Source organism: Bradyrhizobium sp. PSBB068 (genome assembly GCA_016839165.1).
Lineage (GTDB): Bacteria > Pseudomonadota > Alphaproteobacteria > Rhizobiales > Xanthobacteraceae > Bradyrhizobium.
Genome location: CP069300.1, coordinates 4,431,601 through 4,454,311 on the forward strand (window position 1 = coordinate 4,431,601; position 22,711 = coordinate 4,454,311).

23 protein-coding genes, 1 tRNA gene and 2 riboswitches are annotated in these 22,711 nt (G+C 63.7%); of the genes, 13 read left to right on the plus strand and 11 right to left on the minus strand.

Annotation, left to right across the window (positions count from 1 at the left end; translation table 11 throughout):
• The first annotated feature begins 319 nt into the window (after positions 1-319).
• The 5 genes from JQ507_20610 (at position 320) to JQ507_20630 (ending at position 5,134) form a co-directional block, all read left to right on the plus strand.
• On the plus strand, positions 320-934 hold the full coding sequence (locus JQ507_20610; protein ID QRI67380.1) for a transglutaminase-like cysteine peptidase: 615 nt from the start codon (positions 320-322) through the stop codon (positions 932-934).
• 703 nt (positions 935-1,637) lie between these two features.
• The gene (locus JQ507_20615) at positions 1,638-2,993 is read left to right on the plus strand and encodes an MBOAT family protein (protein QRI67381.1); all 1,356 of its coding nucleotides are present in this window, start codon (positions 1,638-1,640) and stop codon (positions 2,991-2,993) included.
• 10 nt (positions 2,994-3,003) lie between these two features.
• A complete protein-coding gene (locus JQ507_20620; GenBank protein QRI67382.1) occupies positions 3,004-3,852 on the plus strand; it encodes a hypothetical protein in 849 nt (282 codons plus the stop codon).
• Positions 3,853-4,171: 319 nt separating this feature from the next.
• Positions 4,172-4,378, plus strand: a complete 207-nt coding sequence (locus tag JQ507_20625) for a hypothetical protein (GenBank protein QRI67383.1) — start codon at positions 4,172-4,174, stop codon at positions 4,376-4,378.
• Between the two features lie 264 nt (positions 4,379-4,642).
• Positions 4,643-5,134, plus strand: coding sequence for a hypothetical protein (locus JQ507_20630; protein ID QRI67384.1), 492 nt, complete (start codon positions 4,643-4,645; stop codon positions 5,132-5,134).
• Between the two features lie 388 nt (positions 5,135-5,522).
• Here the strand turns inward: JQ507_20630 and JQ507_20635 are convergent, their stop codons facing one another.
• Positions 5,523-5,678: a hypothetical protein gene (locus JQ507_20635; GenBank protein ID QRI67385.1), complete on the minus strand. Its 156-nt coding sequence runs from the start codon at positions 5,676-5,678 to the stop codon at positions 5,523-5,525.
• 215 nt (positions 5,679-5,893) lie between these two features.
• Positions 5,894-6,382, minus strand: a complete 489-nt coding sequence (locus JQ507_20640) for a hypothetical protein (GenBank protein ID QRI67386.1) — start codon at positions 6,380-6,382, stop codon at positions 5,894-5,896.
• 346 nt (positions 6,383-6,728) lie between these two features.
• Here JQ507_20640 and JQ507_20645 point away from each other — a divergent pair, with 346 nt between their 5' ends.
• A complete protein-coding gene (locus JQ507_20645; GenBank protein ID QRI67387.1) occupies positions 6,729-6,965 on the plus strand; it encodes a hypothetical protein in 237 nt (78 codons plus the stop codon).
• A 4-nt stretch (positions 6,966-6,969) separates the two neighbouring features.
• Here the strand turns inward: JQ507_20645 and JQ507_20650 are convergent, their stop codons facing one another.
• Together JQ507_20650 and JQ507_20655 are read right to left on the minus strand one after the other, a co-directional pair.
• Positions 6,970-7,500 carry a gamma carbonic anhydrase family protein gene (locus JQ507_20650; protein ID QRI67388.1) on the minus strand — a complete coding sequence of 177 codons (531 nt, stop codon included), beginning with the start codon at positions 7,498-7,500 and terminating at the stop codon, positions 6,970-6,972.
• A gap of 92 nt (positions 7,501-7,592) precedes the next feature.
• Positions 7,593-7,922 carry a hypothetical protein gene (locus JQ507_20655; protein QRI67389.1) on the minus strand — a complete coding sequence of 110 codons (330 nt, stop codon included), beginning with the start codon at positions 7,920-7,922 and terminating at the stop codon, positions 7,593-7,595.
• A 221-nt stretch (positions 7,923-8,143) separates the two neighbouring features.
• On the opposite strand from JQ507_20655, the gene JQ507_20660 reads away from it, so the two are divergent.
• Positions 8,144-8,854, plus strand: coding sequence for a hypothetical protein (locus JQ507_20660; protein QRI73439.1), 711 nt, complete (start codon positions 8,144-8,146; stop codon positions 8,852-8,854).
• Between the two features lie 57 nt (positions 8,855-8,911).
• Here JQ507_20660 and JQ507_20665 read toward each other — a convergent pair whose 3' ends face one another.
• From JQ507_20665 to JQ507_20680, 4 genes are all read right to left on the minus strand, one after another.
• Positions 8,912-9,124: a DUF3126 family protein gene (locus JQ507_20665; protein ID QRI67390.1), complete on the minus strand. Its 213-nt coding sequence runs from the start codon at positions 9,122-9,124 to the stop codon at positions 8,912-8,914.
• 138 nt (positions 9,125-9,262) lie between these two features.
• On the minus strand, positions 9,263-10,090 hold the full coding sequence (gene cysE, locus JQ507_20670; protein QRI67391.1) for a serine O-acetyltransferase: 828 nt from the start codon (positions 10,088-10,090) through the stop codon (positions 9,263-9,265).
• Positions 10,091-10,567: 477 nt separating this feature from the next.
• Entirely contained in the window at positions 10,568-11,320 is a 753-nt protein-coding gene (locus tag JQ507_20675) for an alpha/beta fold hydrolase (protein QRI73440.1), read from the minus strand.
• A 64-nt stretch (positions 11,321-11,384) separates the two neighbouring features.
• Positions 11,385-12,518 carry a hypothetical protein gene (locus JQ507_20680; protein ID QRI67392.1) on the minus strand — a complete coding sequence of 378 codons (1,134 nt, stop codon included), beginning with the start codon at positions 12,516-12,518 and terminating at the stop codon, positions 11,385-11,387.
• Positions 12,519-12,752: 234 nt separating this feature from the next.
• Here JQ507_20680 and JQ507_20685 point away from each other — a divergent pair, with 234 nt between their 5' ends.
• Positions 12,753-12,998 (plus strand): zinc-finger domain-containing protein, encoded by a 246-nt coding sequence (locus JQ507_20685; protein ID QRI67393.1) that lies wholly within the window; start codon positions 12,753-12,755, stop codon positions 12,996-12,998.
• 7 nt (positions 12,999-13,005) lie between these two features.
• Positions 13,006-14,208, plus strand: a complete 1,203-nt coding sequence (locus JQ507_20690) for an FAD-dependent monooxygenase (GenBank protein QRI67394.1) — start codon at positions 13,006-13,008, stop codon at positions 14,206-14,208.
• Positions 14,209-14,253: 45 nt separating this feature from the next.
• On the opposite strand, the gene JQ507_20695 is transcribed toward JQ507_20690, so the two are convergent.
• On the minus strand, positions 14,254-14,688 hold the full coding sequence (locus JQ507_20695; GenBank protein ID QRI67395.1) for a twin-arginine translocation pathway signal: 435 nt from the start codon (positions 14,686-14,688) through the stop codon (positions 14,254-14,256).
• Positions 14,689-15,012: 324 nt separating this feature from the next.
• On the opposite strand from JQ507_20695, the gene JQ507_20700 reads away from it, so the two are divergent.
• Positions 15,013-15,099 (plus strand) — tRNA-Leu (locus JQ507_20700).
• A gap of 80 nt (positions 15,100-15,179) precedes the next feature.
• Here JQ507_20700 and JQ507_20705 read toward each other — a convergent pair.
• Positions 15,180-17,111, minus strand: coding sequence for a hypothetical protein (locus JQ507_20705; GenBank protein ID QRI67396.1), 1,932 nt, complete (start codon positions 17,109-17,111; stop codon positions 15,180-15,182).
• A gap of 374 nt (positions 17,112-17,485) precedes the next feature.
• On the opposite strand from JQ507_20705, the gene JQ507_20710 reads away from it, so the two are divergent.
• The gene (locus JQ507_20710; GenBank protein ID QRI67397.1) at positions 17,486-17,803 is read left to right on the plus strand and encodes a hypothetical protein; all 318 of its coding nucleotides are present in this window, start codon (positions 17,486-17,488) and stop codon (positions 17,801-17,803) included.
• 135 nt (positions 17,804-17,938) lie between these two features.
• On the opposite strand, the gene JQ507_20715 is transcribed toward JQ507_20710, so the two are convergent.
• Positions 17,939-19,558: an ABC transporter substrate-binding protein gene (locus JQ507_20715; protein ID QRI67398.1), complete on the minus strand. Its 1,620-nt coding sequence runs from the start codon at positions 19,556-19,558 to the stop codon at positions 17,939-17,941.
• Positions 19,559-19,843: 285 nt separating this feature from the next.
• Here JQ507_20715 and JQ507_20720 point away from each other — a divergent pair, with 285 nt between their 5' ends.
• Together JQ507_20720 and JQ507_20725 are read left to right on the plus strand one after the other, a co-directional pair.
• Positions 19,844-20,974, plus strand: a complete 1,131-nt coding sequence (locus tag JQ507_20720; GenBank protein QRI67399.1) for a M20/M25/M40 family metallo-hydrolase — start codon at positions 19,844-19,846, stop codon at positions 20,972-20,974.
• Positions 20,975-21,065: 91 nt separating this feature from the next.
• Positions 21,066-21,172, plus strand: a riboswitch (glycine riboswitch).
• Positions 21,173-21,175: 3 nt separating this feature from the next.
• A riboswitch (glycine riboswitch) is annotated at positions 21,176-21,291 on the plus strand.
• A 68-nt stretch (positions 21,292-21,359) separates the two neighbouring features.
• A complete protein-coding gene (locus JQ507_20725) occupies positions 21,360-22,667 on the plus strand; it encodes a D-amino acid dehydrogenase (protein ID QRI67400.1) in 1,308 nt (435 codons plus the stop codon).
• Positions 22,668-22,711: the final 44 nt, after the last annotated feature.

A 22,711-nucleotide genomic window follows, 5' to 3' on the forward strand; every position in this document is an offset into this window, starting at 1 on the left:
TCAGACCCCCGTTTTCAGCCTGCGAAGGCGGCCTCCGGTGCACCGGTGGCCGCCTTCGCCGCGTTTGGCACGGTGCAATCGGCGGTTAACGGCCGCGCGGTTTGGCGCAACAAACCGCGCTGGCGCAACACTTGCCGCGTTAATGCATAAAATTTGAATCAATTGCAGTTGTTTCAAATTTTACGCGAATTCGATTCAAGTACAGATCGAATTCGCCGCAGCTTTTACCAGTATTCGCGTCAAATCTACTTTGCGCACTTAGCGGCGGCGAAAAAACTTTGTGCGAAACGTGGTCCCAACAAGAAGAACGGGGGCCACAATGTTTGGGTTCAGGGGACAGGGGAAAGGTTTGGCGGTTGCCGCCATCCTGTTTGCGACGTGCGTGTCGGCCAAGGCCGGCGACGTGGTCTATGCCAGCCTGGGTGACGTCGCGCGTTCGCCGATCGGCTGGGTCGAATTCTGCGCCGACAATCCGGCCGAATGCCGCGGCGGCGCGACGCAACCACGCGACATCGTGATGTCGCAGACCGCCTGGCGTGACCTCGTGCGGGTCAACAAGTGGGTCAACGAATCCATCAAGCCGATGACCGACATGGATCATTGGGGCGTGATCGAGAAATGGTCGTTGCCGACCGACGGCTACGGCGACTGCGAGGACTACGTGCTCCTGAAGCGCAAGATGCTGATGGATGCCGGCTGGCCCCGCGAGGCGCTGCTGATCACGGTGGTCCGCGACAAGAAGGGCGAAGGCCACGCGGTGCTGACGGTGAAGACCGACAAGGGCGAGTTCGTTCTCGACAATCAGAACGAGAGCATCGTCGCCTGGACGGAGACCGGCTACCGCTTCGTCAAGCGGCAATCGCAGAGCGATCCCAATGTGTGGGTCTCGCTCGGTGACAACCGCCCCGCAGTTTCAACGGCCAGCTCGCGCTGAGCGGCAACAAGGAATCGAGTTCGCGACCCGGTCACATCCCCACCCCTCCCCGTCCCAGACCGGTTCGCGCGCGGCCAGGCTTCCCCCAAAGCCTGGCCGCAACCTTTTGCTGCATGCGAAAACACCGAAAATCCTTATGGATCATAGGTGTTTAGCGATCCACTCCGAAACGATTGGAGACGCAAAACCCAGGAACAGGCCGTAAACTTCCGACAGGACCGGGAAAAATCCGGGCAACACCGGCCGGCCGTTCAAATAGAACGGCCACACCACGTCCGCCCGTAGCGGCTCGGCTCGGTAATGACGGTATCACCCGGCACATCGATCCATTGCCCCTCGAGCCGCGCCCGGTAGCGCCCGTCGGGGGTGTCCCAGTCGACGTCAGACAGCGCGGTGCCGTCGGCGTCGCTGCAGCACCGCCCGCCGCCCGTGCTGGCGAGGCCCTCGAAACATCCCCTCAGCGGCGAGTTGGCGTAGCGGCCGTCAGAATCCCGCGCGGACGCCGGCGCGCCAGGTGAACAATGGCGACGAGCGCAGCGATGCCGATCGCAAAGCGCGACATAGTCTCATCCTTTGGTGGTTCCCGGCGCCTGTTGAAGGGCTTCAACTTCCAGTTGGCATGGTCCCTATACAGACCTAAAAGCGTCTCTTCTAAGAACTAGATCGATCCACTCGCGGTTCGGACGGCCGCAACCGGAGCGCGATGACCTTCACATCCTGGCAGTTTGGAATTTTCGTCAGCGCCGTTTTTGCAGTCTTTTACTTGCCGCCCCTGCGGCGCGCGCAGGTCCATATTCTGATCGCTGCGAGCGTCTTCTTTTACGGATACGGCCAGCCGGAACTGTTACCGCTGCTGTTAGTCGCCGTGGTCGGCACTTGGGCTTTCTTGGCTCTGTCGTTCCGGCGGCCCGCCTATACCGCGCTCGGCATTATCTTCAATCTCGGCCTGCTGGCGTTTTTCAAATACAAATTCCTGTTCTTTGCGCCGCCGGTCCAGACCGGCCAGGCCATCGGGGATTTCCTGCTCAACCTGCCGCTCCCGATCGGGATCTCGTTTTTCGTTTTCCACAATATCAGCCTGCTGGTCGACCTGCCGAAGCAAAAACGCGAAAGGAGCCTGTGGGAAGTGTTCCTCTATGTGATCTTCTTTCCGCAGCTGGTCTCCGGGCCGATCACGCAGGCCAAGAACTTCTTCCCGCAGATCAAGCCCAAGTCGATTGCCGAAGTGCCGTTCGTTGAGGCGGTACAGTGGCTGGTGCTGGGCTACTTTTTCAAGCTGTACGTCGCCAATAATCTGAATGAGATGACGTCCTACATGGCCTATCCGCTCTTTGAGACGGTGAAGGCCACTGATAAATGGCTGCTGTTGTTCCTCTACAGCTTCCAGATCTACGCCGACTTTTCCGGCTATTCGGCGATTGCGCTGGGCCTTGCATTGCTATTCGGGTACCGCCTGCCGGAGAATTTCAACCGGCCATACATCGCGACCTCGATCGCCGACTTCTGGCGCCGCTGGCATATCTCGCTGTCGAGCTGGCTACGGAACTACCTCTACATCCCGCTCGGCGGCAACAAGCACGGCAAGGCCCGCACCTACTTCAACCTGATGGCGACGATGGCTCTCGGAGGCCTCTGGCACGGTGCGGCCGTCAGCTATCTGGTGTGGGGCTTCATGCACGGCCTCCTGCTCGCAATCGAGCGGCGGTTCGTAGACCGGCTGGATGGCGCCAAGTCCCCCCTGCTGAACGCCGCCAGGGCTTTCGTCGTGTTCTTCGCCGTGTCGCTGTTGTGGATCCTGTTCAAGCTGCCGGACTTCGCGCACGCCGCAGCCTATTTTGTGGGACTATTCAGCAGCGACGAGGTACCGAACCCACCGAAGATCTATCGGAGCTTGGCGCTGGCCTATGCGCTGCCGGTGATCCTGCAACACTTCATCGTCCCCGGCCGGCCAAAGGGCTCGTGGGCGCGACGGCTCGAGCCGGTTTTCTACGGCGCGCTTGTCGCCCTGACCTTCGCCGAAGCCGGACCGGATTCCGCGTTCATCTATTTCCAGTTCTGAGGCCGGATCGATGTCGTGGCTGCTGAAGTTTTTCGTTACCGCCATCATCGGCATTCTGGCCTTGAAGGCCCTGGGCGGATCGGACGACCCGCTGTTGCCGGTCACGACGGATGATCGCAACTATCATGTTGCCGTCAGATACGTCGACCAGCCGTCGCACCGCATGGTGATCGTCGGCAGTTCGCTGTCGGTCAGGCTGTCCGAGGATTACTTCACCTCGCCCAACATCGAGAATTTAGCTCTGGCCGGCGGGTCGCCGGAAACCGGCCTTCAGATCATTGCAGCCAACGAGCCGCTCCCGCAGCTGGTGCTTGTCGAAGCCAACATCCTGACCCGGCCGGTTGACGCCCGCCTGATCGAACGGCTCAAAGCAAGATTGACGACCGCGACGCCGGCGGCGTTCCAGCCGATCAGATCGGCTGCGGCTGGTTATGAGGTCCTGTTACACCCCACGAAGTCGAAAGACCAGGTCAGGCGCGGCGCCGACTGGCGTGTGGCGCAGCCGGCTGCTGAGATCGTCGGTCCGCCATTCCAGCTTCAGGCGCAGCCAGCTCCGCCACCAGAAACGATCGAGCGAACTCTCTCGAGGATCGAGCAACTTGTCCGGAGCCTGCGATCGCGAGGCACCAAGGTGCTGTTCTTCGAAATGCCTTATCCCGCCGAGGTCGAGCGGAGCGCCGCTGTCATCAGCAGCGCCGCGATGGCGCGGAAGACCTTTCCCGACAGCGCTTCGTGGCTTGCGCTTCAGGTCGACCGGTCGGAGCTCAGATGGACGGATGGCGCTCACCTGGATGAACGCTCAGCGATCTTCGTGGCAAGAGCAATAGAGACGGCCGCGGCAGAGCAAATCAGCCCATAGCGCGGAAAAGCCCGCGCGGCGGGAAATCCCCACCGCGCGGGCCACCTCCCAGCCACTCCGCCGAGGAACAGCCGGCCGGGACATCTCATCAGCCGACGGCATCACTCGCCGGCGCGCGAACGGTACTTGCCGAATTTGGTCTGGATACCGAGCCAGATGGCCGCACAGGCCGGTGACAATAACGGTCGCGATTGCCTTCCAGCCGGCGCGCTCGACCTGATCGCTGGCCTTGCACCACGCGACAATGGCAGCCTGCGGACCCGAATGTCCGAAGCGCCGGCCGACCGGATGGAAGAAGCCGAAGTTCAGGCTAGCATTCGTGACCTTCCACGTCTTCCGCCACACATGGGCGACGTGGCTCCGCTACTACGGCGGCGCCGATGTGCAGGGCCTGGTTGCGACGAAGAACTGGCGCGACGAGCACAGCGCGAGCCGCTATTCGCACGTGGTGCTGCGTGATGAATGGAAGCAGGTCGAGGATCTGCCGATGATGGGGAAAACCCGGGGGAAGCGACGTCGCGCGTGAAATTCGCGAGTGCGATCAACGCGCAGCCCTTTTTCCCCCAAAGCTTGGCCGCAACCTTTTTCGAGAGACGCGAAGACTCTGACTTCCGCATCAGTCGGCCTGATCGCCCCGGCGGACTGAGACGTCAGTCCCGTCTTGGGGCAGAAGCCTCGGAATTTGCGGCGAATTTTATGGACCCCGAGCCATCGGCTTGAGGCCACGGGTTTTGCCCGAGCCGAGGTTGTGCTATTTCCAACCTTTCAATTGATGTCCGGTTCTGGTCGCATGGTCGAACTTGCCCCCCGGAATGCACAAGCCAGCAGCCTGATCGGCGTGCAGCCGATCGCGATCGGCGCTGTGGCGCTGGTGCTCGTGCTGTTCGGGATCGGCTCGATCGCGCTGTGGCGCAGCTTCGGCGGCACCGTGCCCGAGACCGACCGGATGGCCGCCGCCCGCCTGCTGCAGGCGCGAACTGCGCAGGTCTCCGAGGCCCTGGTGGAGAAGACCAAGGGGATGGAGCTGACCCAGCAGGAATCCATCGACCAGTTGCAGGAGGTGCAGGACCAGCTGCAAACCATGCGCAAGCAGTTCACCGCGCAGCAGGCCGACACCAAGAAGCTGTCCGACCAGGTCACCGCGCTGACCGAGCAGGTCGAGGGCCTGCGCCAGTCGCTGGCGAGCGCGCAGGCCAATGAGCCAGCAGCCGAACCCGAGCCGCGCAAGCGCTCGAAGGCAGCCCGTAGCGCCAACCGGAAGCGCCACAGGTCGCGCGGCTGACGGCCCCCGGGGCGGCCAGCGCCGAGCGGCGGGATCAGCCACAAAATGCACCAAATCCCATGCAAGATCAGTCACTAACGTGGAACCTTGCGAACTCGGACCGTCCGGCAGCGGCCTCGCAGGAGTGCCTGTTACAGTGAATTAATCCTGACTTTGTGAACTGCTTCACATATCCGACTTCGAATCCGAGTCATCCTTAAATGACCGGATGGCGTGAGCCGATTTCAATATCCGGGGCTGGCAAGGTCGTTGACGGTATACTGCGTCGACGGCCTTGTTTTTTGGCCCGCTGAATCCCGGTCTCCGGACTGCACCCCGCACCCGACACCGAGCGCGCCGCGCCAGCGACCGCAAGCAAGCGGCCGACGGCCCTGCAGGCGCGACATCGCTACGGCTGCTTCGTGGGATCGTGCGACACGCGATTGCCCCTCAGCCGCAGCCGCGCCAGCTTCGGCTCGAGTTCGTGGAGCATGTAGACCAGCGCAACCGCAAGGCTCGAAACAATCACCATGAACAGCAATGTCAGATCGGGAATGGTCAGCATCTCGGATGTCCTCTGAGACCGGCTCCAACCGCAGCCGGACCATATGTTTTCGTGATGCGCTCACGCGCTAACCGCTGTCACGCAAAGCAAGCTGCATACCAATGCGCGACGGCCCCGGCATCAAGACACCGAGGCCGCGCCTGTATTCCAAGACCTGTATTCCAAGACTCATCAGCATGGCGATCCAATGGATCGTCCATGCGTCGGCGGATGGCTCAGTTGCAAACCTGCACGGGCCGGATCTGCCAGCCATACGGTGTCAGCATGCGACGGCGCACGACGTAACAGCCGCCGTCACCGTAGCCATAACCATCGTCGTAGCCGTAGCCGGCATAGTACGGATTGCCGTAATAGCCGTCATAGTAATCGTAGGCGCCGTAGCCGAGCCCGAAGCCGATCGCTGCTGCAGCGAACGGATAGCCCCAGCCGCGCCGATAGTAGCCGCCGTGCCAGCCACCGCCATGCCAGCCACCACCGTGCCAGCCACCACCGTGCCAGCCACCACCGTGCCAGCCGCCGCCGTGCCAACCGCCACCGCCGCCCATGGCGTGGAAGGCGCCGCCGTGGAAGCCGCCACCGCCGTGGAAGCCACCACCACCGTGGAAGCCGCCGCCGCCAAATCCGCCGCGCGCCGACGCGGTGTCGACCGTGAACAGGCCGACCGATACCGTCGCCAGCAAGGCGATCATCGTTTTACGCAACATCACCCGTCACTCCTCTTTCCAGGCTTTTCCTTTCAAGCCTCCTCCGCCGCGTCCCGCGCATGCTAACCCAATCTAGGACCGCAGCTTCCAACGCGCGCCTGTGTCGCGCTCACTTCTGCGCGACCCGCGTTCATCAAGGCACGGCCTTCAAAAGTTAACAACCGCGGCTGCTGCTCCCCGTGCCTTGGGCGACGATCGCTCCGGGCGCGAGCAGAATCGCGATTGTCGCTGACGCGACGGTGACGGATAATTTGCGCATGGCAACTCTCCCTTGCGGACATCAACGGGTCCGCAAAACGCCGGTTCCCACAGGCGTTGGAGCAATAAGGTTTGGGAGCAATGCAATTTGCGCAAGCTGATCGAATTTGACGACGACACGTTCGGCAAGCTGAAGCAGCTTGGGCGCGACCGGATGGCGACCCTGCAGGAGCTCGCGGACGAGGCGTTCGCCGACCTGCTCAGGAAGCACGGTATTCCGATCGACCTGAAGGACGCGCTGCGCAAGAGCGCAAGACTTCAGGAGGCAGCAAAGCCCGGCCCCGCAGCACCGAAGGCTGCGCGCAAGCAGGGCCGGAAGCGCTGAGGGTTCAGCCGATCTTCTTCAGTCCCGCCTTGTACTGCGGTCCCCTGATCGCATAGGACTTCGCCGGCCGCGACAACGCTTCCGCCTGCGCGGCGTCGAGCGTGCGCACCACGCGCGCGGGCGCTCCGATGATCAGGGAATTTTCCGGAAACTCCTTGCCCTCGGTGATCACGGAGCCGGCGCCGACCACACTGCCGCGCCTGATGCGCGCGCCATTCATCACGATCGATCCCATCCCGATCAGCACGCCGTCTTCCAGCGTGCAGCCGTGCACGATCGCGTTGTGGCCGATCGTGACGTTGTTGCCGATGGTCAGGGGGAAGCCGGGATCGACATGCAGGGTCGAATTGTCCTGGACGTTGGAGCCCTCGCCGATCTCGATCCACTCATTGTCGCCGCGCAGCACGGCGCCGAACCAGACGCTCGCTCCCGGCTTGAGGCGCACCTTGCCGATCACGACGGCATTATCGGCGATGAAGTAGCTGCCGTCGGCGGGAAGATCGGGCCCCTGCCCGTCGAGTTCGTAGATCGCCATTGAGGTCTCCTTGGATCGGAAGAGACCTTGGCACAGCGGCGGACATGGTTTCAAGCAAGCGCCGTGACGATCCGGCGCGGATCACGATCGGCTCAGCCGAGCACGCCCGTAGCGCGTAGCGTCATCATGAAGAAAGTGCCCGACATCAGGCTCCAGAAGCCGGAGATGACGGTTGCCATCATCACGAACTCGAAGCGGCGGCGCTCGATGCGCGCGCCGCGCAGCGTGTTGCGCATGATGATGAAGGGTGCGGCGAACACCAGGAACGGGACAGCGGCGAAGGTCTTCGGCGCCACGCCCTCCTGCAGCAGGCCGAAACCGGCCGGGCGCTCTGCCATCGCCTGATAGCCGCTGGCCAGTGCGCCCGCGAACGCAAAGCCGATGAAGAGCGAGAACAGGGAATTAAGGGTATCGGGCGACATCGGGAACTTCCGCTACGCAACAGGCTACTCACCCCTGCTTCGCAGAATTGGCTGCCGGCCGCCACATCATCCTTAAGGAAAGGTTAATCCGGTCCGCCCGGCTTGGCGTTTGCGCATGGCCGTTCGCTCAGGGATTCCGTTGGAATCGTACGGAAATTCCTCGCCTCATGGCATATTCGGCAGGTGATTCGACCACCCCCGACCCGGCCTTTGCCTCGTTCATGACGCTTCTGTCGACCGCCCAGCATCTCGCCCGCGACACCCGCCGCAATCCACGCGCGCATCTCGTCCCGATCATCGCCTCGGCGGTCATCGCGGCCGGCGCGATTGCGCTCGTCGCCTATCTGTTGTGGCCGACCTATACGACCATCCCGGTGAGCGATCCGTCGCGGCTGCCGGTCAGCGTCGGCGGCACGCTGTTCAACGTGCCGACGATGGCGGTGCGCATGAAGATCCAGCGCCACTCCGGGCCGCAGGAGCGCGTCGATCTGAGCTTCCTCTATCCCTCGCTGGAGGCGCCCTCAGCGCCCAAGCACTACAGCGCCGAAACGGTCGAGGACAAGGTGCAGCCGATCGACCGGATCTTCGTGTCGATCGCGGCCCACCACGATTCACTGGCGCCCGACATGCGCCTGCGCACGATCTACCCGCGCTATCTCGACGATCGTGCAAATACCGATGACGGCCTGACGGCGCGCGCGTTCCGCGACGGCACGCCCTATGGCGGCGAGGACCTGTACACCGCGGCCGAGCCGCAGCTCGTGGCGCGCTGCACGCGCGATACCTCGACACCCGGCATGTGCCTGAGCGAGCAGCGCATCGAGGGCGCCGACCTGACCTTCCGCTTTCCGCGCAGCTGGCTTGCGCAGTGGCGCGACATCGCCACCGCGATGAACCGCCTCTCCGCGCAGATGCACAGCGCGAAGGGATAACTTGTTCGTCACTGCGAGCATCGCAGTGACGATTCAACAAGCAGAGGCTGTTCAGCCTTACTCGGCCAGATCTTCTTCCAGGATGGCCATCTGGAACTGGAACGAGCGATCATCGTCCTCGTCGTCGACGAACAGCACGCCGATGAACTCCTCGCCGATATAGACCTCAGCGGAGTCGTCCTTCTTGGGCCGCGGCACCACGCGGATCTTGGGATTGCTGAACACGCGCTTCAGATACGCGTCGAGCTTCCTGACTTCCTGAACGTCCACGGCCGTCTCCAATCGGGTCGATGATTTTCGGGGAGGTTTTAGGACGAGATGGCAAAGATCGCCAGCGCCTTTTCAGGCTTTGGCGACGTGATGTTGCGCACACGCAAAAACGCGCTGCCGATCAGAAAGCGAATGAAATCAAAGACCGATCGCGTTGAGCATCTGGTCCATGGTGCGCGAAGGTTCGGCACAGCCGGCTTCGCCGACGATTTTCGCCGGCACGCCCGCGACGGTGACGTTGTGCGGCACGGGCTTGACCACGACGGAGCCCGCCGCGATGCGCGCGCAATGGCCGATCTCGATATTGCCGAGGATCTTGGCGCCGGCGCCGATCAACACGCCGTGGCGGATCTTCGGATGGCGGTCCTCGTTCTCCTTGCCGGTGCCGCCGAGCGTGACGCCATGCAGGATCGAGACGTCGTCGTCGATGACGGCGGTCTCGCCGCAGACGAAACCGGTGGCATGATCGAGGAAGATGCCGCGGCCGATCCTGGCCGCCGGATTGATGTCGGTCTGGAACACCGCCGAGGAGCGGCTCTGCAGATAGAAGGCAAAATCCTTGCGGCCCTTCTGGTACAGCCAGTGCGCGAGACGATGGGTCTGCAGCGCATGAAAGCCCTTGAAGTAGAGCAAGGGATCGATGAAGCGCGAGGTCGCGGGATCGCGGTCATAGACGGCGACGAGATCAGCGCGAAACGCATTGCCGATATCGGGCTCGTCGCGCAGCGCCTCGCCATAGGTCTGGCGGATCAGGTCGCCCGACAGCGCGGCGTGGTCGAGCCGCTCGGCAATGCGATGGACCACCGAGTCTTCCAGGCGCTCATGATGCAGCACGGTCGCATAGATGAAGCTTGCGAGCTCGGGCTCGCGCCGCAGGATGTCTTCCGCCTCGCCGCGGATCCGATCCCAGATCGGATCGAGCGCCGCGAGCTTGCTCCCCTGCGGATTGACCTGATGAACTGCCATAGCTGGTCTCGCAATTCGGTTGTTCTGGAGTGCGTTATAGCACGGTAGACCCAGCGCGTCCCGGGAAGGCTCGGTACGGTAAACCCCAGCCGAACGACCCTGGGGCCGACGTCTAGAGGAATTGGTCGGGATTTCGCCGAAATCAAGCCGTGCTTCTGCAACTATTGGCGGATTTCGGCCCAAGTGTGGTTTTGGGCATGGTCGGCCCCTCTGACGGGGGAAGCATCATCAACAGCCAGACGTTACGCGCCCGCCTGACCGATGCCCGGTCGGTCTGGATCGCCACCATCGCCATTCCCCTCCTCCTGCTCGCGCCTGCCTTCTGGAACGGCTATCCGCTGCTCCAATGGGATACCGGCGGCTACCTGGCGCGCTGCGCGCATGGTGTGGGTCGCGACCTTCGTGGTGCTGATCGCAGCGGCGCGCGCCTTCGCAAAAGACGATACCGAAGACGATGCCGAGAACAATACCGACGAGCTATTTGCGCTGCGCCAGGAAGTCGATGACGCCGGTCTTGTAGACCTTGTCCCCGACCGCCCGCATGTGGTCGCGGTTCGGAATGTCGAGCACCTGCGCGCCCGGAATGATCCGGCCGAGCGCTGACGCCGAGCCCGCGATCTCGTCCTTGCTGCCGACTGCGATCAGGACCGGCACGCCGATGCCGGCGGCTTCCTCGTGCGTCATCAATCGGCGCGAGCCGCGCAGGCAGGCGGCGAGCGCGCGGCGGTCGGAGCGGGTCTGGTCGGCGAAGGCACGGAAGGTGCGGCCGACCGGATCGGTGACATCGTCGAGCGACGGCGCCTCCAGCGCCAGCGCGACGGTCTCGCCGGGCCCGCCGCCCTCGATCAGCCCGATGCCGATGCCGCCCAGGATCGCCGAGCGCACCCGATCGGAATGCTGGTGCGCCAGGATCGCGGTCATCCGCGAGCCCAGCGAATAGCCCATGATGTCGGCGCGCGCGATGCCGAGATGATCCATCAGCGCGATCACGTCGCTTGCCATGATCGCGATCTCGTACTGCGCGGCATCGTAGAGCTTGGCGGATTCACCGTGGCCGCGATCGTCGAGCGCGATGACGCGACGGCCGGCCTTGACGAGCTCCGACACCCAGGTCGGATAGATCCAGTTGACGTTCTTGCTCGAGGCAAAGCCGTGCACCAGCACGATCGGTTCGCCCGCGCCCTCGTCGAGATAGGCAATTTCAACATCGCCGTGATGGAAGCTCGGCATCATCGATTCCGTTTCTTCTTGCGATTTGCGATTTGGGATTTGCGATCGACCGGCGACCGCAAGCTTAGCCCTGGACTGGCATACTCGCCAGCGCGGCCTGGGCGGCCATCTGCCGCTTCAGGCGCAGGGCCTTGCTTCGTCGGAGCCACCACGCCGTGGTTCGCTCGGTGGTGGCCTTGATCGACGACAGGAAACCGAACAGCGCAAGCAGCGCGCCGAACAGCCACATGGTGAGGTTGAACGTGCCGGCCACCAGCAGCAGCGCGCCGCGCCCGAGCAGCTTCATGATGGCGCGGGTCTGGCCGCCCTTCACCTCGGCGATGCGGGCCGCACGCGCGATCTCCTGCGGGTTCTCCGCGACCTTCAGCGTGTCCCGCGCGGCGCGAACGCCGGCCGCCTCGCCGATGCGCCCGACGTCCTTGGCGACGCGCACCAGCCCGCCGGCCTTCTCGGCGCGGAATGCCGCGCGAATGGCCGTTGCGGTTTCCGCCGGCCGAAGCACCGAGCCGGAGGCGACCGCCTCGCGCAGCGCCGCCTGATCGACCACTTCGCGGGTCGAGCGTCCGGCCCATTCGATCATGCCCTCGCTCAGCCGTCCCGCCTTGCGCGTGTCCTTGACCAGCGTCAGCCCGGCGCGCAGCGGCCCGGCGCCACCGACCGACACGTAGGTCGCCGCGGTCACGGCAAGCCCGGCGGCCGCAAGGCCGAGCACCAGCTGGTCGGTGTCCTCGCCCATCACCAGGTGCTTGCCCTCACGCACGACGTCCCTGACATCGCCGAACACGAACAGGTCGCCCGCGACCGTGCCGGACAGGCTCGCCACATCGTCGGCATTGCCGGTCACGAGGCCGGTGGCGAAGCCCTTGGCGAAATGCGTAGTCGACGACTGCTCGGCGCGCGCATCGTCGACTCGCTTTGTGAGCTCCGCGCTGAGCGCGATGTTCTTCTCGCCCGCGAGCGCGACGAAGCTGGCCGCAAGATCGGCGTCTCCGGTAGCGAGTGCCGCCTCGATATGGTCCGATATCAACCCCGGGTTGTTGCGCAGCACGGAATTGACCCTGAGGTCGGCGAGATCAGCGGGATCGTCCCGCGCCGACAGCAGCGCGCCCGCGTCACGGGCATGCGGCCAAATAGCAGCGCCGACGGCAGCACTTACCGCCAGGCCAGCCACCGCAACGCCGAGGCGCACCCCGTTCATTCCGCTAAAACCTCTAGTTTTATTCGCCTTGGAAATAGTGTGCCGTTTTTGCGACACAACGGCTCCGACCAAAGAAGGGCTTCTCTGGGACGACAAGATTGTGTCGAATTTGCATGAGCAAATGAGCCATCGGGGCTCTAGGAATCAACTGTTCCCGCCAGTATGGTGCGCGGCATTTCGCGATGCCGCATGCTGTTGATTGCGTCTGCCCATCGTTGCCACCAAGGTGAGAATATGTCCGACCACGTCGTCCCGCACTTCCATAACGATGCCGGTGTCTCGGTGATCGAGATCGGATCGCAGGAGTTCATGTGCGTGGGCGCCAACCCGCCGTTCGACCATCCGCACGTGTTCCTCGACCTCGGCAACGACAACGAGATCATCTGCCCGTATTGCTCGACGCTCTATCGCTTCGCGCCCGACCTCGCCGCCGGCGAAGCGCGGCCGCCGGAATGCGTGCTGAAAGACAAGGTCGCCTGACCGCCCCGTGGCGCTGACGCGAACCGTCATCGTTGCCGGCGCCGGGATCGGGGGACTGACGGCGTCGCTGACCCTTGCGGCACAAGGCTTTCGCGTCGTGGTGCTGGAAAAGGCCGAACGGCTCGAGGAAGCCGGCGCCGGCATCCAGCTCTCTCCCAACGCCAGCCGCATCCTGGTCGAGCTCGGGCTCAAAGAGCCGCTTGCGCGGCGCGCGGTCACGCCTGAATCCGTCAACATCCTGAGCGCGCGGGCCGGCGGCGAAATCGCCCGGATGCCGCTCGGCCAGGCCGCCGAATTCCGCGCCGGCGCTCCCTACTGGGTGATCCATCGCGCCGATCTGCAGGCCGCGCTGCAGGCCGCCGTCAACGATCACCCCGATATCGACCTGCGGCTCGGCTGTCAGTTCGAGGACGTGACAAAGCACGCCAAGGGCCTGACCGTCGTGCAGCGCCGCGGCAATGCACGGCAGCAGGAATTGGCGGTTGCGCTGATCGGCGCCGACGGCATCTGGTCGTCCGTCCGCGGACATTTGTTTCCGGATGTACAGCCGCAATTCTCCGGCCTGATCGCCTGGCGCGGCACGCTGGACGCAACTGCCCTGCCGCGTGAATACACCGCGCCGCGCGTGCAGCTCTGGATGGGACCGGACGCGCATCTCGTGGCCTACCCGATCTCGGCCGGACGCCAGATCAACGTGGTCGCGATCGTGTCGGGCACCTGGAACAGGCCGGGCTGGAGCGCGCCGGGCGACAGCAACGAGATCAAGGGCGCGTTCGCCTCGGCTCGCTGGCCCGGCACCGCGCGGATGCTGATCGGCGCGGTCGACGGCTGGCGCAAATGGGCGCTGTTCACGCTGCCCGACGTCGGCCACTGGAGCGAAGGCGCGGTGACGCTGATGGGCGACGCTGCGCACGCCATGTTGCCGTTTGCCGCGCAAGGCGCCGGCATGGCGATCGAGGATGCCGCCGTGCTCGCCAAGGCCCTGGCCGACTGCACCGGCGAAAACACCGCCGGGATTCCCGCCGCATTGAAACTCTATGCGCGAATGCGCCGCGAGCGTGTGCTGAAGGTGCAGCGTTTGGCGCGGCAGCAGGGCCGCATCTATCATCTGAGCGGACCGCTGGCGATCGCACGCGATCTCGCGATTCGCGCCATCGGCCCGCAGCGCATGCTGGCGCGGCAGGATTGGATCTACGACTGGCGCGCCTGAAGCATCTGCGGCTCGCGCCCGATCACCTCGGCCGAAAGCGCTTGTTCAGTGAACCACGCCCCGCGGGGCGCGCGGCCCCCTCGCCGCCGGCGCGGGCGTTGCGGGTGCGGCCGCCGCAGGGGTGTCCGGCGGGCTTTCATGGCACTTGTTGGCCCGCCATGCCTGATCCGCCAGCCTCTGCTGTGAGTGGATCGAAATTAGCTCGTTGCGATACACCACCTCGGAGACCACGGTACCGCCGACGCCGGTTTCCGCCTTGGCCATCAGCTTTTCCTGATCCGTCGCGCGGGACGCGAGGTTCTTGCGCTCGGTGTCGAGCTGCTTGCAATCATAAAGGTCGTATTTGGCGGGATCGGCGAATGCCGACGGCACGCTGTCGCCGATCTGCGCACAGCCGGAAACGCCCGCGGCCGAGGCGAGCAGCACAACGATGGCTGCCGCGCGCAACAGATTCGGGCGGCATGGGAAACGAACGGGCATTCGGCTTTCTTATTCGGACAGTGTTGAGATTGCCTAAAGCAGCCGCCGGTGTCCGGATTGAGGCTCAATCGCGGCGGCGCGCTGCTTATCCCAATGCCCGGCCGCCAACGCAAATGGAATTGCGGGCCGCAGCTTAAGCCCTTGAAAGCGCATCTGTTAGCAGCGGATAATGGCAATTCCACTCCGCCACCAAACGCGCTAGATATCGGCACGCCCTGGAGCATGATCCGGAAAAGTGGAAACCGGTTTTCCGACAAGATCATGCTCAAACAAAGAGATGAGATCGTGACGCGTTTCCGTGGAAACGCATCACGATCTGGCAATGCGGACGTGGCGGAACTGGTAGACGCAAGGGACTTAAAATCCCTCGACGGCAACGTCATGTGGGTTCGAGTCCCACCGCCCGCACCACATCTCCAGCGCTTGGGCGCCTGCGAGTCTGCGCACCCTACCCTGCGCTACCGCTTCAATTTGCTGGCCTTCGATTTCTTCTATTTCTTGGCCTTCGCTTTTTTGGCCTTGGCCTTCTTTGTTGTCTTGGCCTTCGCCTTCACCGGCTTCTTGGCCTTGGCCTTCTTCGGCGATTTCTTGACTGACTTCTTGGTTGACGCCTTGGCGGCAGCCCTCTTGGTCGGCTTCTTGGCTGCCTTCTTGGGGGTCTTCTTGACGGCCCTCTTCTTCGCGGCCCGACCAGCGGTGTTGGGCTGTTGCGCCGCGCCGCCACTGCCAGCACCCCCGACGCGTGCCGGGCGCGGCGGCACCGGCTCCTCCATCCAGAAGTCGAGCTCCTGCTCCTTGCCGCCGCCCGGCTTCCAGCCATCGAGCGAATAGATCTGATCCGCATTGCCGCCGCTGCCGAGATAGCCGCGCCAGGAATAGTGGTCGTAGACGCCGTTGATGTGCAGCGCATAGGCCTGGGCAAGCTTCTTGTTGCCGCGGATGATCACGAGATTCTCGTCATTCTTCTCCGAGGCGGCGACCGAGAAATTGTGCGATCCGGTGATGACCGCGCAATCGTCGGAGAACGGATCGATCACGATGGTCTTGGAATGCACGATCGCGATCATCCCCGCATTGCGGATCTGCGACACGCTGAACTCGACATCGGCCCACGACGGTTCGTTCGTGGCGTTGACGCCATGCGGCAACTGCACGTCGTCATGGAAGGATTGCGCCGGCGCGCCCGATTTCACGACCTGGCCGCCGACCGAGACGATGTTGCCGTTCTTGCTGGGCATCATCGTCGACACCACGCCGCGGACGTACATGTCGTTCTGCTGCGCGCGGTCGAGCAGTGCGCTCAGCAGCGGCGACTGGCCCGGCATGAACATCAGGAAGAGCGCGCCGTCCTTGGCGTTCTTGATCAGGTCCAGCACCGGCTTGAACTCCGCCTCGCCGTTGGTCGCGGCGAAGTAGACCGAGATGTTGCTGTCGTTGGTCGGAGAGGAATTCGACGCCTTCAGCGCCGCCGGCATGGCGTTGCCCGCGGCGACCAGCTTGCCCCACTGATCGAGGTAGCGCTTGGCGATCACCGCATTCTCGATGATCAGCACATTGTTGAGCTGCGTGCACAGCCCGGTGGTGGTCCAGTTCGTGCTTCCGGTCAGCACACGGATGGCGTTGCCATGCGCGTCGCTTTCGACCACGAACTTGTTGTGAACGCTGGGCGACGACCTGCCCGCATTCGACAGGTCGCGATGCTTGACCGTCAGGCCGGCGCTACTGAGCTCGCCCGCGATGTTCGGTTTGGTCGCACTGCCATTGCCGAGCAGGACGTTGCCGCGGCTGCCGAACGGCTTCAGCGCGCCGACCAGTTCCTCGTCATTCATCTCGTAGATGGCGGCATGCACCTGGCTGCCGCGCAGGTCGGCATCATGCAGAAAGCCCAGGATCTCGTGCAGGGCGTCGCCGGACAAATAGCGCCGCGCCTGGTTGGCCGGATCGGACAGGCCCTTGACGAAATTGCGCAGCGCGTCGTCGGTCGTATTGCCCTTCACGAAGCGGCTGACGATCTGGGACATCAACGTGCCCCGGTTGAAATAGGCCGACAGGCCGCCGCCCGCATCGCCGGAAGCGACCGTCGGCGCCGTCCATGCCGACACCGAGGCGGGATCGGGCGTGAAGGTGCCGTTCGCACCATTGTTCATCGCGGTGACGCGGTAGGAGACGTTGTCGGTGTCGACGACGCTGTGATCGGTCCAGATGCAGCGCCGGAACGGCGATTGAGTCGAGGAGATGCCGGCGTCCGCCACCGGCTTCTCGCCGGGCTTCGGCGGAATGCGGTTGGACAGCACGGTCGTCTGCTGCGTGATGTTGTTGCGCCGCTCGAGCTGGAAACCGACCCAGTCGTTGGACCAGGTGCCCGGCTGCCAGGCGATCAGGATATCGTCGGCGTTCGCATAGGCCTTGACATTGATTGTCATGATAATTTCCCCGAAGCTGGGTGAATCCATCGGTGCGAAACAATGGACGCCGCCGTGCACGGCTGGTGATGCATCCCGGGCGGCGCCGACACCAGCCCGTAGAACAATACCTCGATAACCCAAGGTAGATTGTGAAATAGACGACAACTTGCCAGGCAAAATCGGCGCGGCGCGACCGCCGTCAAACCCTTTGCGAGCGCCCATTGGCATGCCAGGGCGCGCGGCCGGCCCGCATCACCTCATCGTGTCCACCGGCTGTGGCGAGGTTCACACGCCGTGCTCGCCGACTGTGGTATTGTCGAGGCGTTGGAAAATTCCTGCCGCGCATTTCGCGGCTCTCGCATTCCGAGATCAAATGTCTTTGGAGCTGGGCGATGACGATTGCTGATCGCAATCGGATTGCCGGTCGCAATCAGATTGACAACACCGCGCCGGACCATGGCGCTTCCCTGCTCGAGCACGGCGACGACGCCGCTCATTGCAGCAACGGGCTCAATGCGCAGAGATTCCGCGAAGCACCGCCCGACGAACGCGCGATCTACCAACGATGGATCCGCGGCGCGATCGTGTCGTGCGTGCTGCTGGCGCTGGCCGCTGGCGCGGCGGTCTGGATGAGCGGCGGCAACGCCGGACAGACGCAGCTCACGAGCCTGTCGAGCACGAGCAGCGCGAGATCGGGCCACATGCCCTAGCGGCCATCGGTTCGGTCCGATCACTGCTTCATTGTCGTCGTGCTGCAGGCGGGCGCATGCCTCGCCGCACGCGGCGACGCAAACGAAAATGGCCGGGGACGAGCCCCGGCCATTCCATTCTGAATCAAGGCGCGCTTACTCGGACTTGTCGATGTTCCAGAAGATCGGCGTCGCCGGGCCGTCGAGCACACCGGTCAGCGACTTCCGCCATGCGCTCGGTCCCTGATACTGGCCCAGCGGGATGTAGATGACCTGCTCGTAGGCTTCCTTCTGGATATCGGATGCGATCTTCTTCTGCTCGTCGAGCGACGGCGCGCGGACGAAGGCATCCTTCAGCTGTTCGATTTTCGGATCATCGGCCCAGCCGAACCAGCCGCCATTCTTGCCCTGGCCGCCGATCGAGAGGTTGGCGATCGGGTTGGAGACGTCGGCGCTCACCCAGTTGGTGAAGAACATGTTCCAGCCACCGTCCTTCGGCGCCTTCTGGCTGGCGCGGCGAGTCACCACGGTCTGCCAGTCGGTCGCCTGCAGATCGACCTTGAAGCCGGCGTCGCGCAGCTGCTGGGCAACGACGACCGGCTGCGCCTTCAGCGTGGTGACGTCGCCGGGCGCCATGATGACGACCGGCGTGCCGTCGTAACCCGACTCGGCGAGTGCCTTCTTGGCCGCCGCCATGTCGCCTCCCTTCGCCAGCGTCTCGCCACCGATCTCCGACGCGAATGGCGTGTCGCAGATGAAGAACGCGACACAGGTCTTGTAATACTTGGGATTGCCGACCAGCGCGTCGAGCACCTGTTTCTGGTTGATCGCCAGCAGCGCCGCCTGGCGAACCTTGATGTTGTCGAAGGGCGGATAGAGGAAGTTCATGCGGCCAAGCGTCTGGAAGCCGAACTTGTTCAGCGTCTCGACCTTGATGTCCTTGTCGGCCTCGAGGATCGACAACGTGTCGAACGACGGGTTCTCCACGAAATCGATATCGCCGGACTGCAGCGCGTTCATCGCCGTCTGCGCGTCGGCCATCGTGACCCACTCGACGCGGTCGACCTTGACGACCTTGCCGCCCGCGGTCCAGCTCGCCGGCTCCTTGCGCGGCACGTAGTCCTTGTTCTTGACGTAGACCGCCTTGACGCCCGGCTGGAATTCCGCCTGGACGAATTTGAAGGGGCCCGAACCGATCTGTTCCGGGATCGGCTTGTCCGGCGGCGTTTCGGCGAGCCGCTTCGGCATCATGAAGGCGACGCGCGACGACGGCTTGCCGATCGAATCCAGCACCAGGCCGTAGGGCTCCTTCAGCTTCAGCGTGATCGTCTTGGCATCGGTGGCCTCAAGGCTCGCCGTGAAGTCCATCAGCTTCTGGCCCATGCCGTCGACCTTGGCCCAGCGCTTCAGCGACGCGACGCAGTCTTCGGCGGTCACCGGCGTGCCGTCATGCCACTTCAGGCCGTCGCGCAGCGTGAACGTGTAGGTCAGCTTGTCGTCGGAGACCTTCCAGTCCGCCATCTGCGGCTCGATCTTGAAGTTGGAGTCGGTCGCCACCAGCGTGTCGTAGACCATGTAGCCATGGTCGCGCGTGATGTAGGCCGTGGTCAGGATCGGATCGATGACGCGCAGATCCGAATGCATTACCGCGGTGATGGTCTTGTCCGCGGCCACGGCGTGTTGCGTAAACGACAATTCCTGCGGCGCGAACGACAGCGCGACCGCCGTCAACGCAGCCGCTAGCGTGCGGCGCTTCCAACGCGAGATAGGGAACATGAAATCTCTCCTGACGTGTAACTGGTCAAAGCCGGCTTATTCGTTATGCATGCGGTTCGTTATTTGGCGAACTAACATGCTGTATGGCTTGTGAAATCGAGACTTGCATCAAGCGCAATGCGCGTCAATCGGTTTCGGGCGAGATCAAACGTATACGAACGAATGAACGAGAAGCCTGGTGCATTTTGACTTTACAAAATCGTCGCCTGAGCCTTTCGTGCGATAAGCATGCGCGCAGGTACGGATATGCGTAGTCATGCAATCAAACAACTAGAGAGAAACGACATGAACCCAGCCAATCTTCCGTTTGATTCCGAAGCGATGCTGCAGGGCCTGCGCAGCTGGGTGGAATGCGAAAGCCCGACATGGGATGCGGCTGCGGTCGAACGCATGCTCGGTCTCGCCGCGCGCGAGATGGCGATCATGGGCGCGACGATCGAACGCATCGCGGGACGCCAGGGCTTTGCCGGCTGCGTCCGCGCCCGTTTCCCCCATCCGAAGCAAGGCCAGCCCGGCATCCTGATTGCCGGCCATCTCGACACCGTGCACCCGGTCGGCACCATCGAGAAGCTGCAATGGCGGCGCGAAGGCAACAAGTGCTTCGGGCCCGGCATCTTCGACATGAAGGGCGGCAACTATCTGTCGATCGAAGCGATCCGGCAATTGGCTCGCGCGTCCTTCACGACGCCGCTGCCGATCACGGTGCTGTTCACGCCCGATGAAGAGGTCGGCACGCCCTCGACGCGCGACATCATCGAGGCCGAGGCCGCACGCAACAAATATGTGCTGGTGCCGGAGCCCGGCCGGCCGAACAACGGTGTCGTCACCGGCCGCTACGCGATCGCGCGCTTCAACCTCGAAGCCACCGGCAAGCCGAGCCATGCCGGCGCGACGCTGTCCTCCGGCCGTTCCGCGATCCGGGAAATGGCCCGGCAGATCATCGCTATCGACGGCATGACCACCGAGGACTGTACCTTCTCGGTCGGCGTCGTGCATGGCGGCCAATGGGTCAATTGCGTCGCGACCACCTGCACCGGCGAAGCGCTCAGCATGGCCAAGCGCCAGGCCGATCTCGACCGCGGCGTCGAGCGCATGCTGGCGCTGTCAGGCACGGCCAACGACGTCACTTTCAAGGTGACGCGCGGCGTCACCCGCCCGGTATGGGAGCCGGATGCCGGCACCATGGCGCTGTATGAAAAGGCAAAAGGCCTCGCAGCGGCGATGGGCCTCGACCTGCCGCATGGCAGCGCCGGCGGCGGATCGGACGGCAACTTCACCGGCGCAATGGGCATCCCGACGCTCGACGGCCTCGGCGTTCGCGGCGCCGATGCGCATACGCTCAACGAACACATTGAGGTCGACAGCCTTGCCGAGCGCGGCCGCCTGATGGCGGCACTGCTGGCGACGCTCGACTGACGTCGATTGCACTGCACAACACGTTGGCACTGCCAGATCGAAATTTAGCCTTGTCCATTTTTGAGGCTTCGCCTACGGTCCGGCCGTCCAACTCGACGATGCGGGAGAGATCGAAGCGACAACATTCGTGTTGTCAGCTTCGGCGCCGACGGAGCAACCGCCCCGGAAACTCTCAGGCAAAAGGACTGTATCGTCAGGACGATCTGGAGAGAGACGGACACGACCGCACATCAAGGGCCGTGACGTCCACCGAAGGGGATAGTTCGCGATCGGGCACAGGTCCGATGCGGATCAAGCTCTCAGGTACCGTGACAGATGGGGCGCTGAAACAGCCGGTTGCACCGGCGGTTCGGCGACTCTAATCCACGGGAGCCTGAAGACCACCATGCCACACATTGCGATCATCGGCGCCGGCATCACCGGCGTGACGACGGCCTATGCCCTGCTCGAGCGCGGCTACCGGGTGACTGTCCTCGACAGGCATCGCTACGCCGCGATGGAGACCTCGTTCGCCAACGGCGGACAGCTTTCCGCCAGCAATGCCGAAGTCTGGAACAGCGCCGCGACCATTCTCAAGGGGCTGCGCTGGATGCTGCGAAGCGACGCTCCGCTGTTGATGAATCCGAAGCCGAGCTGGCACAAATATTCCTGGATCGGCGAATTCGTCGGCAGCATCACCCGTTATCGCGCCAACACCATCGAGACCACACGGCTCGCAATCGAAGCGCGCAAGTATCTGTTCTCAATCGCGCAGCGCGAGAACATCGCCTTCGATCTCGAGCGCCGCGGCATCCTGCACGTCTATCACGACAAGGCCGGCTTCGACGCGGGCCTGCGCGTCAACACGCTGCTGCAACAAGGCGGCCTCGACCGACGTCCGGTGACGGCGGACGAAATCCGCACCCTCGAACCCGCGCTGCAGACGAGCTGCTATGGCGGCTTCTTTACGCCGTCGGATGCGACCGGCGATATCCACAAGTTCACGCGCGGTCTCGCCGAGGCCTGCATCCGTCGCGGCGCGAGCTTTGTCCATGAAGCCGATGTCGACACCATCGCGCGCGGCGATGACGGTTTCCGCATCGGCTGGAACGACGTCGCTTCGCATGACGCCGAGGTCGCGCAACGGCACGAGCTGCAGGCCGACGGCATCGTCATCTGCGCCGGCGTGGCAAGCCGCCACTTCGCAAGCCTGCTCAACGACCGCGTCAACGTCTATCCGGTGAAGGGCTACTCGATCACGGTGCAGCTCGATGCGCCGCAAAGCCGCGACGCTGCGCCGACCGTCAGCCTGCTCGATGAAGCGGCAAAAATCGTCACCAGCCGGCTCGGCGCCGACCGCTTCCGCGTCGCCGGCACCGCCGAGTTCAACGGCTTCAACCGCGATATCCGCGCCGACCGCATCCAGCCGCTGGTGGATTGGGTGCGGCATCATTTTCCGGGGATCGATACATCGAAGGTCGTGCCGTGGGCGGGCCTGCGCCCGATGATGCCGAACATGATGCCGGTGGTGCGCTCGGGACGGATTCCTGGCGTGTTCTACAACACCGGCCACGGTCATCTCGGCTGGACACTCTCGGCCGCGACGGCACAGATGATCGCGGGTGCGATCGATGACTGGCGCGACCTCGACACGCCTTCAATGGTGCCATCGCAGGCCGATGCGATCGAGCCTGCCCGCGCAGCTTTCCCCTAATCATCCGACCGGAGAGGAAGAATATGTGCGTATTTGCGTGTGTC

Excerpts from the sequence above, each read along its gene's own strand:
- JQ507_20610 (QRI67380.1), top strand. The coding sequence starts at position 320 with ATGTTTGGGTTCAGGGGACAGGGGAAAGGTTTGGCGGTTGCCGCCATC.
- JQ507_20615 (QRI67381.1), top strand. The coding sequence starts at position 1,638 with ATGACCTTCACATCCTGGCAGTTTGGAATTTTCGTCAGCGCCGTTTTT.
- JQ507_20620 (QRI67382.1), top strand. The coding sequence starts at position 3,004 with ATGTCGTGGCTGCTGAAGTTTTTCGTTACCGCCATCATCGGCATTCTG.
- JQ507_20630 (QRI67384.1), top strand. The coding sequence starts at position 4,643 with ATGGTCGAACTTGCCCCCCGGAATGCACAAGCCAGCAGCCTGATCGGC.
- JQ507_20635 (QRI67385.1), bottom strand. The coding sequence starts at position 5,678 with ATGCTGACCATTCCCGATCTGACATTGCTGTTCATGGTGATTGTTTCG.
- JQ507_20640 (QRI67386.1), bottom strand. The coding sequence starts at position 6,382 with ATGTTGCGTAAAACGATGATCGCCTTGCTGGCGACGGTATCGGTCGGC.
- JQ507_20650 (QRI67388.1), bottom strand. The coding sequence starts at position 7,500 with ATGGCGATCTACGAACTCGACGGGCAGGGGCCCGATCTTCCCGCCGAC.
- JQ507_20655 (QRI67389.1), bottom strand. The coding sequence starts at position 7,922 with ATGTCGCCCGATACCCTTAATTCCCTGTTCTCGCTCTTCATCGGCTTT.
- JQ507_20660 (QRI73439.1), top strand. The coding sequence starts at position 8,144 with ATGACGCTTCTGTCGACCGCCCAGCATCTCGCCCGCGACACCCGCCGC.
- cysE (QRI67391.1), bottom strand. The coding sequence starts at position 10,090 with ATGGCAGTTCATCAGGTCAATCCGCAGGGGAGCAAGCTCGCGGCGCTC.
- JQ507_20675 (QRI73440.1), bottom strand. The coding sequence starts at position 11,320 with ATGCCGAGCTTCCATCACGGCGATGTTGAAATTGCCTATCTCGACGAG.
- JQ507_20680 (QRI67392.1), bottom strand. The coding sequence starts at position 12,518 with ATGAACGGGGTGCGCCTCGGCGTTGCGGTGGCTGGCCTGGCGGTAAGT.
- JQ507_20685 (QRI67393.1), top strand. The coding sequence starts at position 12,753 with ATGTCCGACCACGTCGTCCCGCACTTCCATAACGATGCCGGTGTCTCG.
- JQ507_20695 (QRI67395.1), bottom strand. The coding sequence starts at position 14,688 with ATGCCCGTTCGTTTCCCATGCCGCCCGAATCTGTTGCGCGCGGCAGCC.
- JQ507_20705 (QRI67396.1), bottom strand. The coding sequence starts at position 17,111 with ATGACAATCAATGTCAAGGCCTATGCGAACGCCGACGATATCCTGATC.
- JQ507_20710 (QRI67397.1), top strand. The coding sequence starts at position 17,486 with ATGACGATTGCTGATCGCAATCGGATTGCCGGTCGCAATCAGATTGAC.
- JQ507_20715 (QRI67398.1), bottom strand. The coding sequence starts at position 19,558 with ATGTTCCCTATCTCGCGTTGGAAGCGCCGCACGCTAGCGGCTGCGTTG.
- JQ507_20720 (QRI67399.1), top strand. The coding sequence starts at position 19,844 with ATGAACCCAGCCAATCTTCCGTTTGATTCCGAAGCGATGCTGCAGGGC.
- JQ507_20725 (QRI67400.1), top strand. The coding sequence starts at position 21,360 with ATGCCACACATTGCGATCATCGGCGCCGGCATCACCGGCGTGACGACG.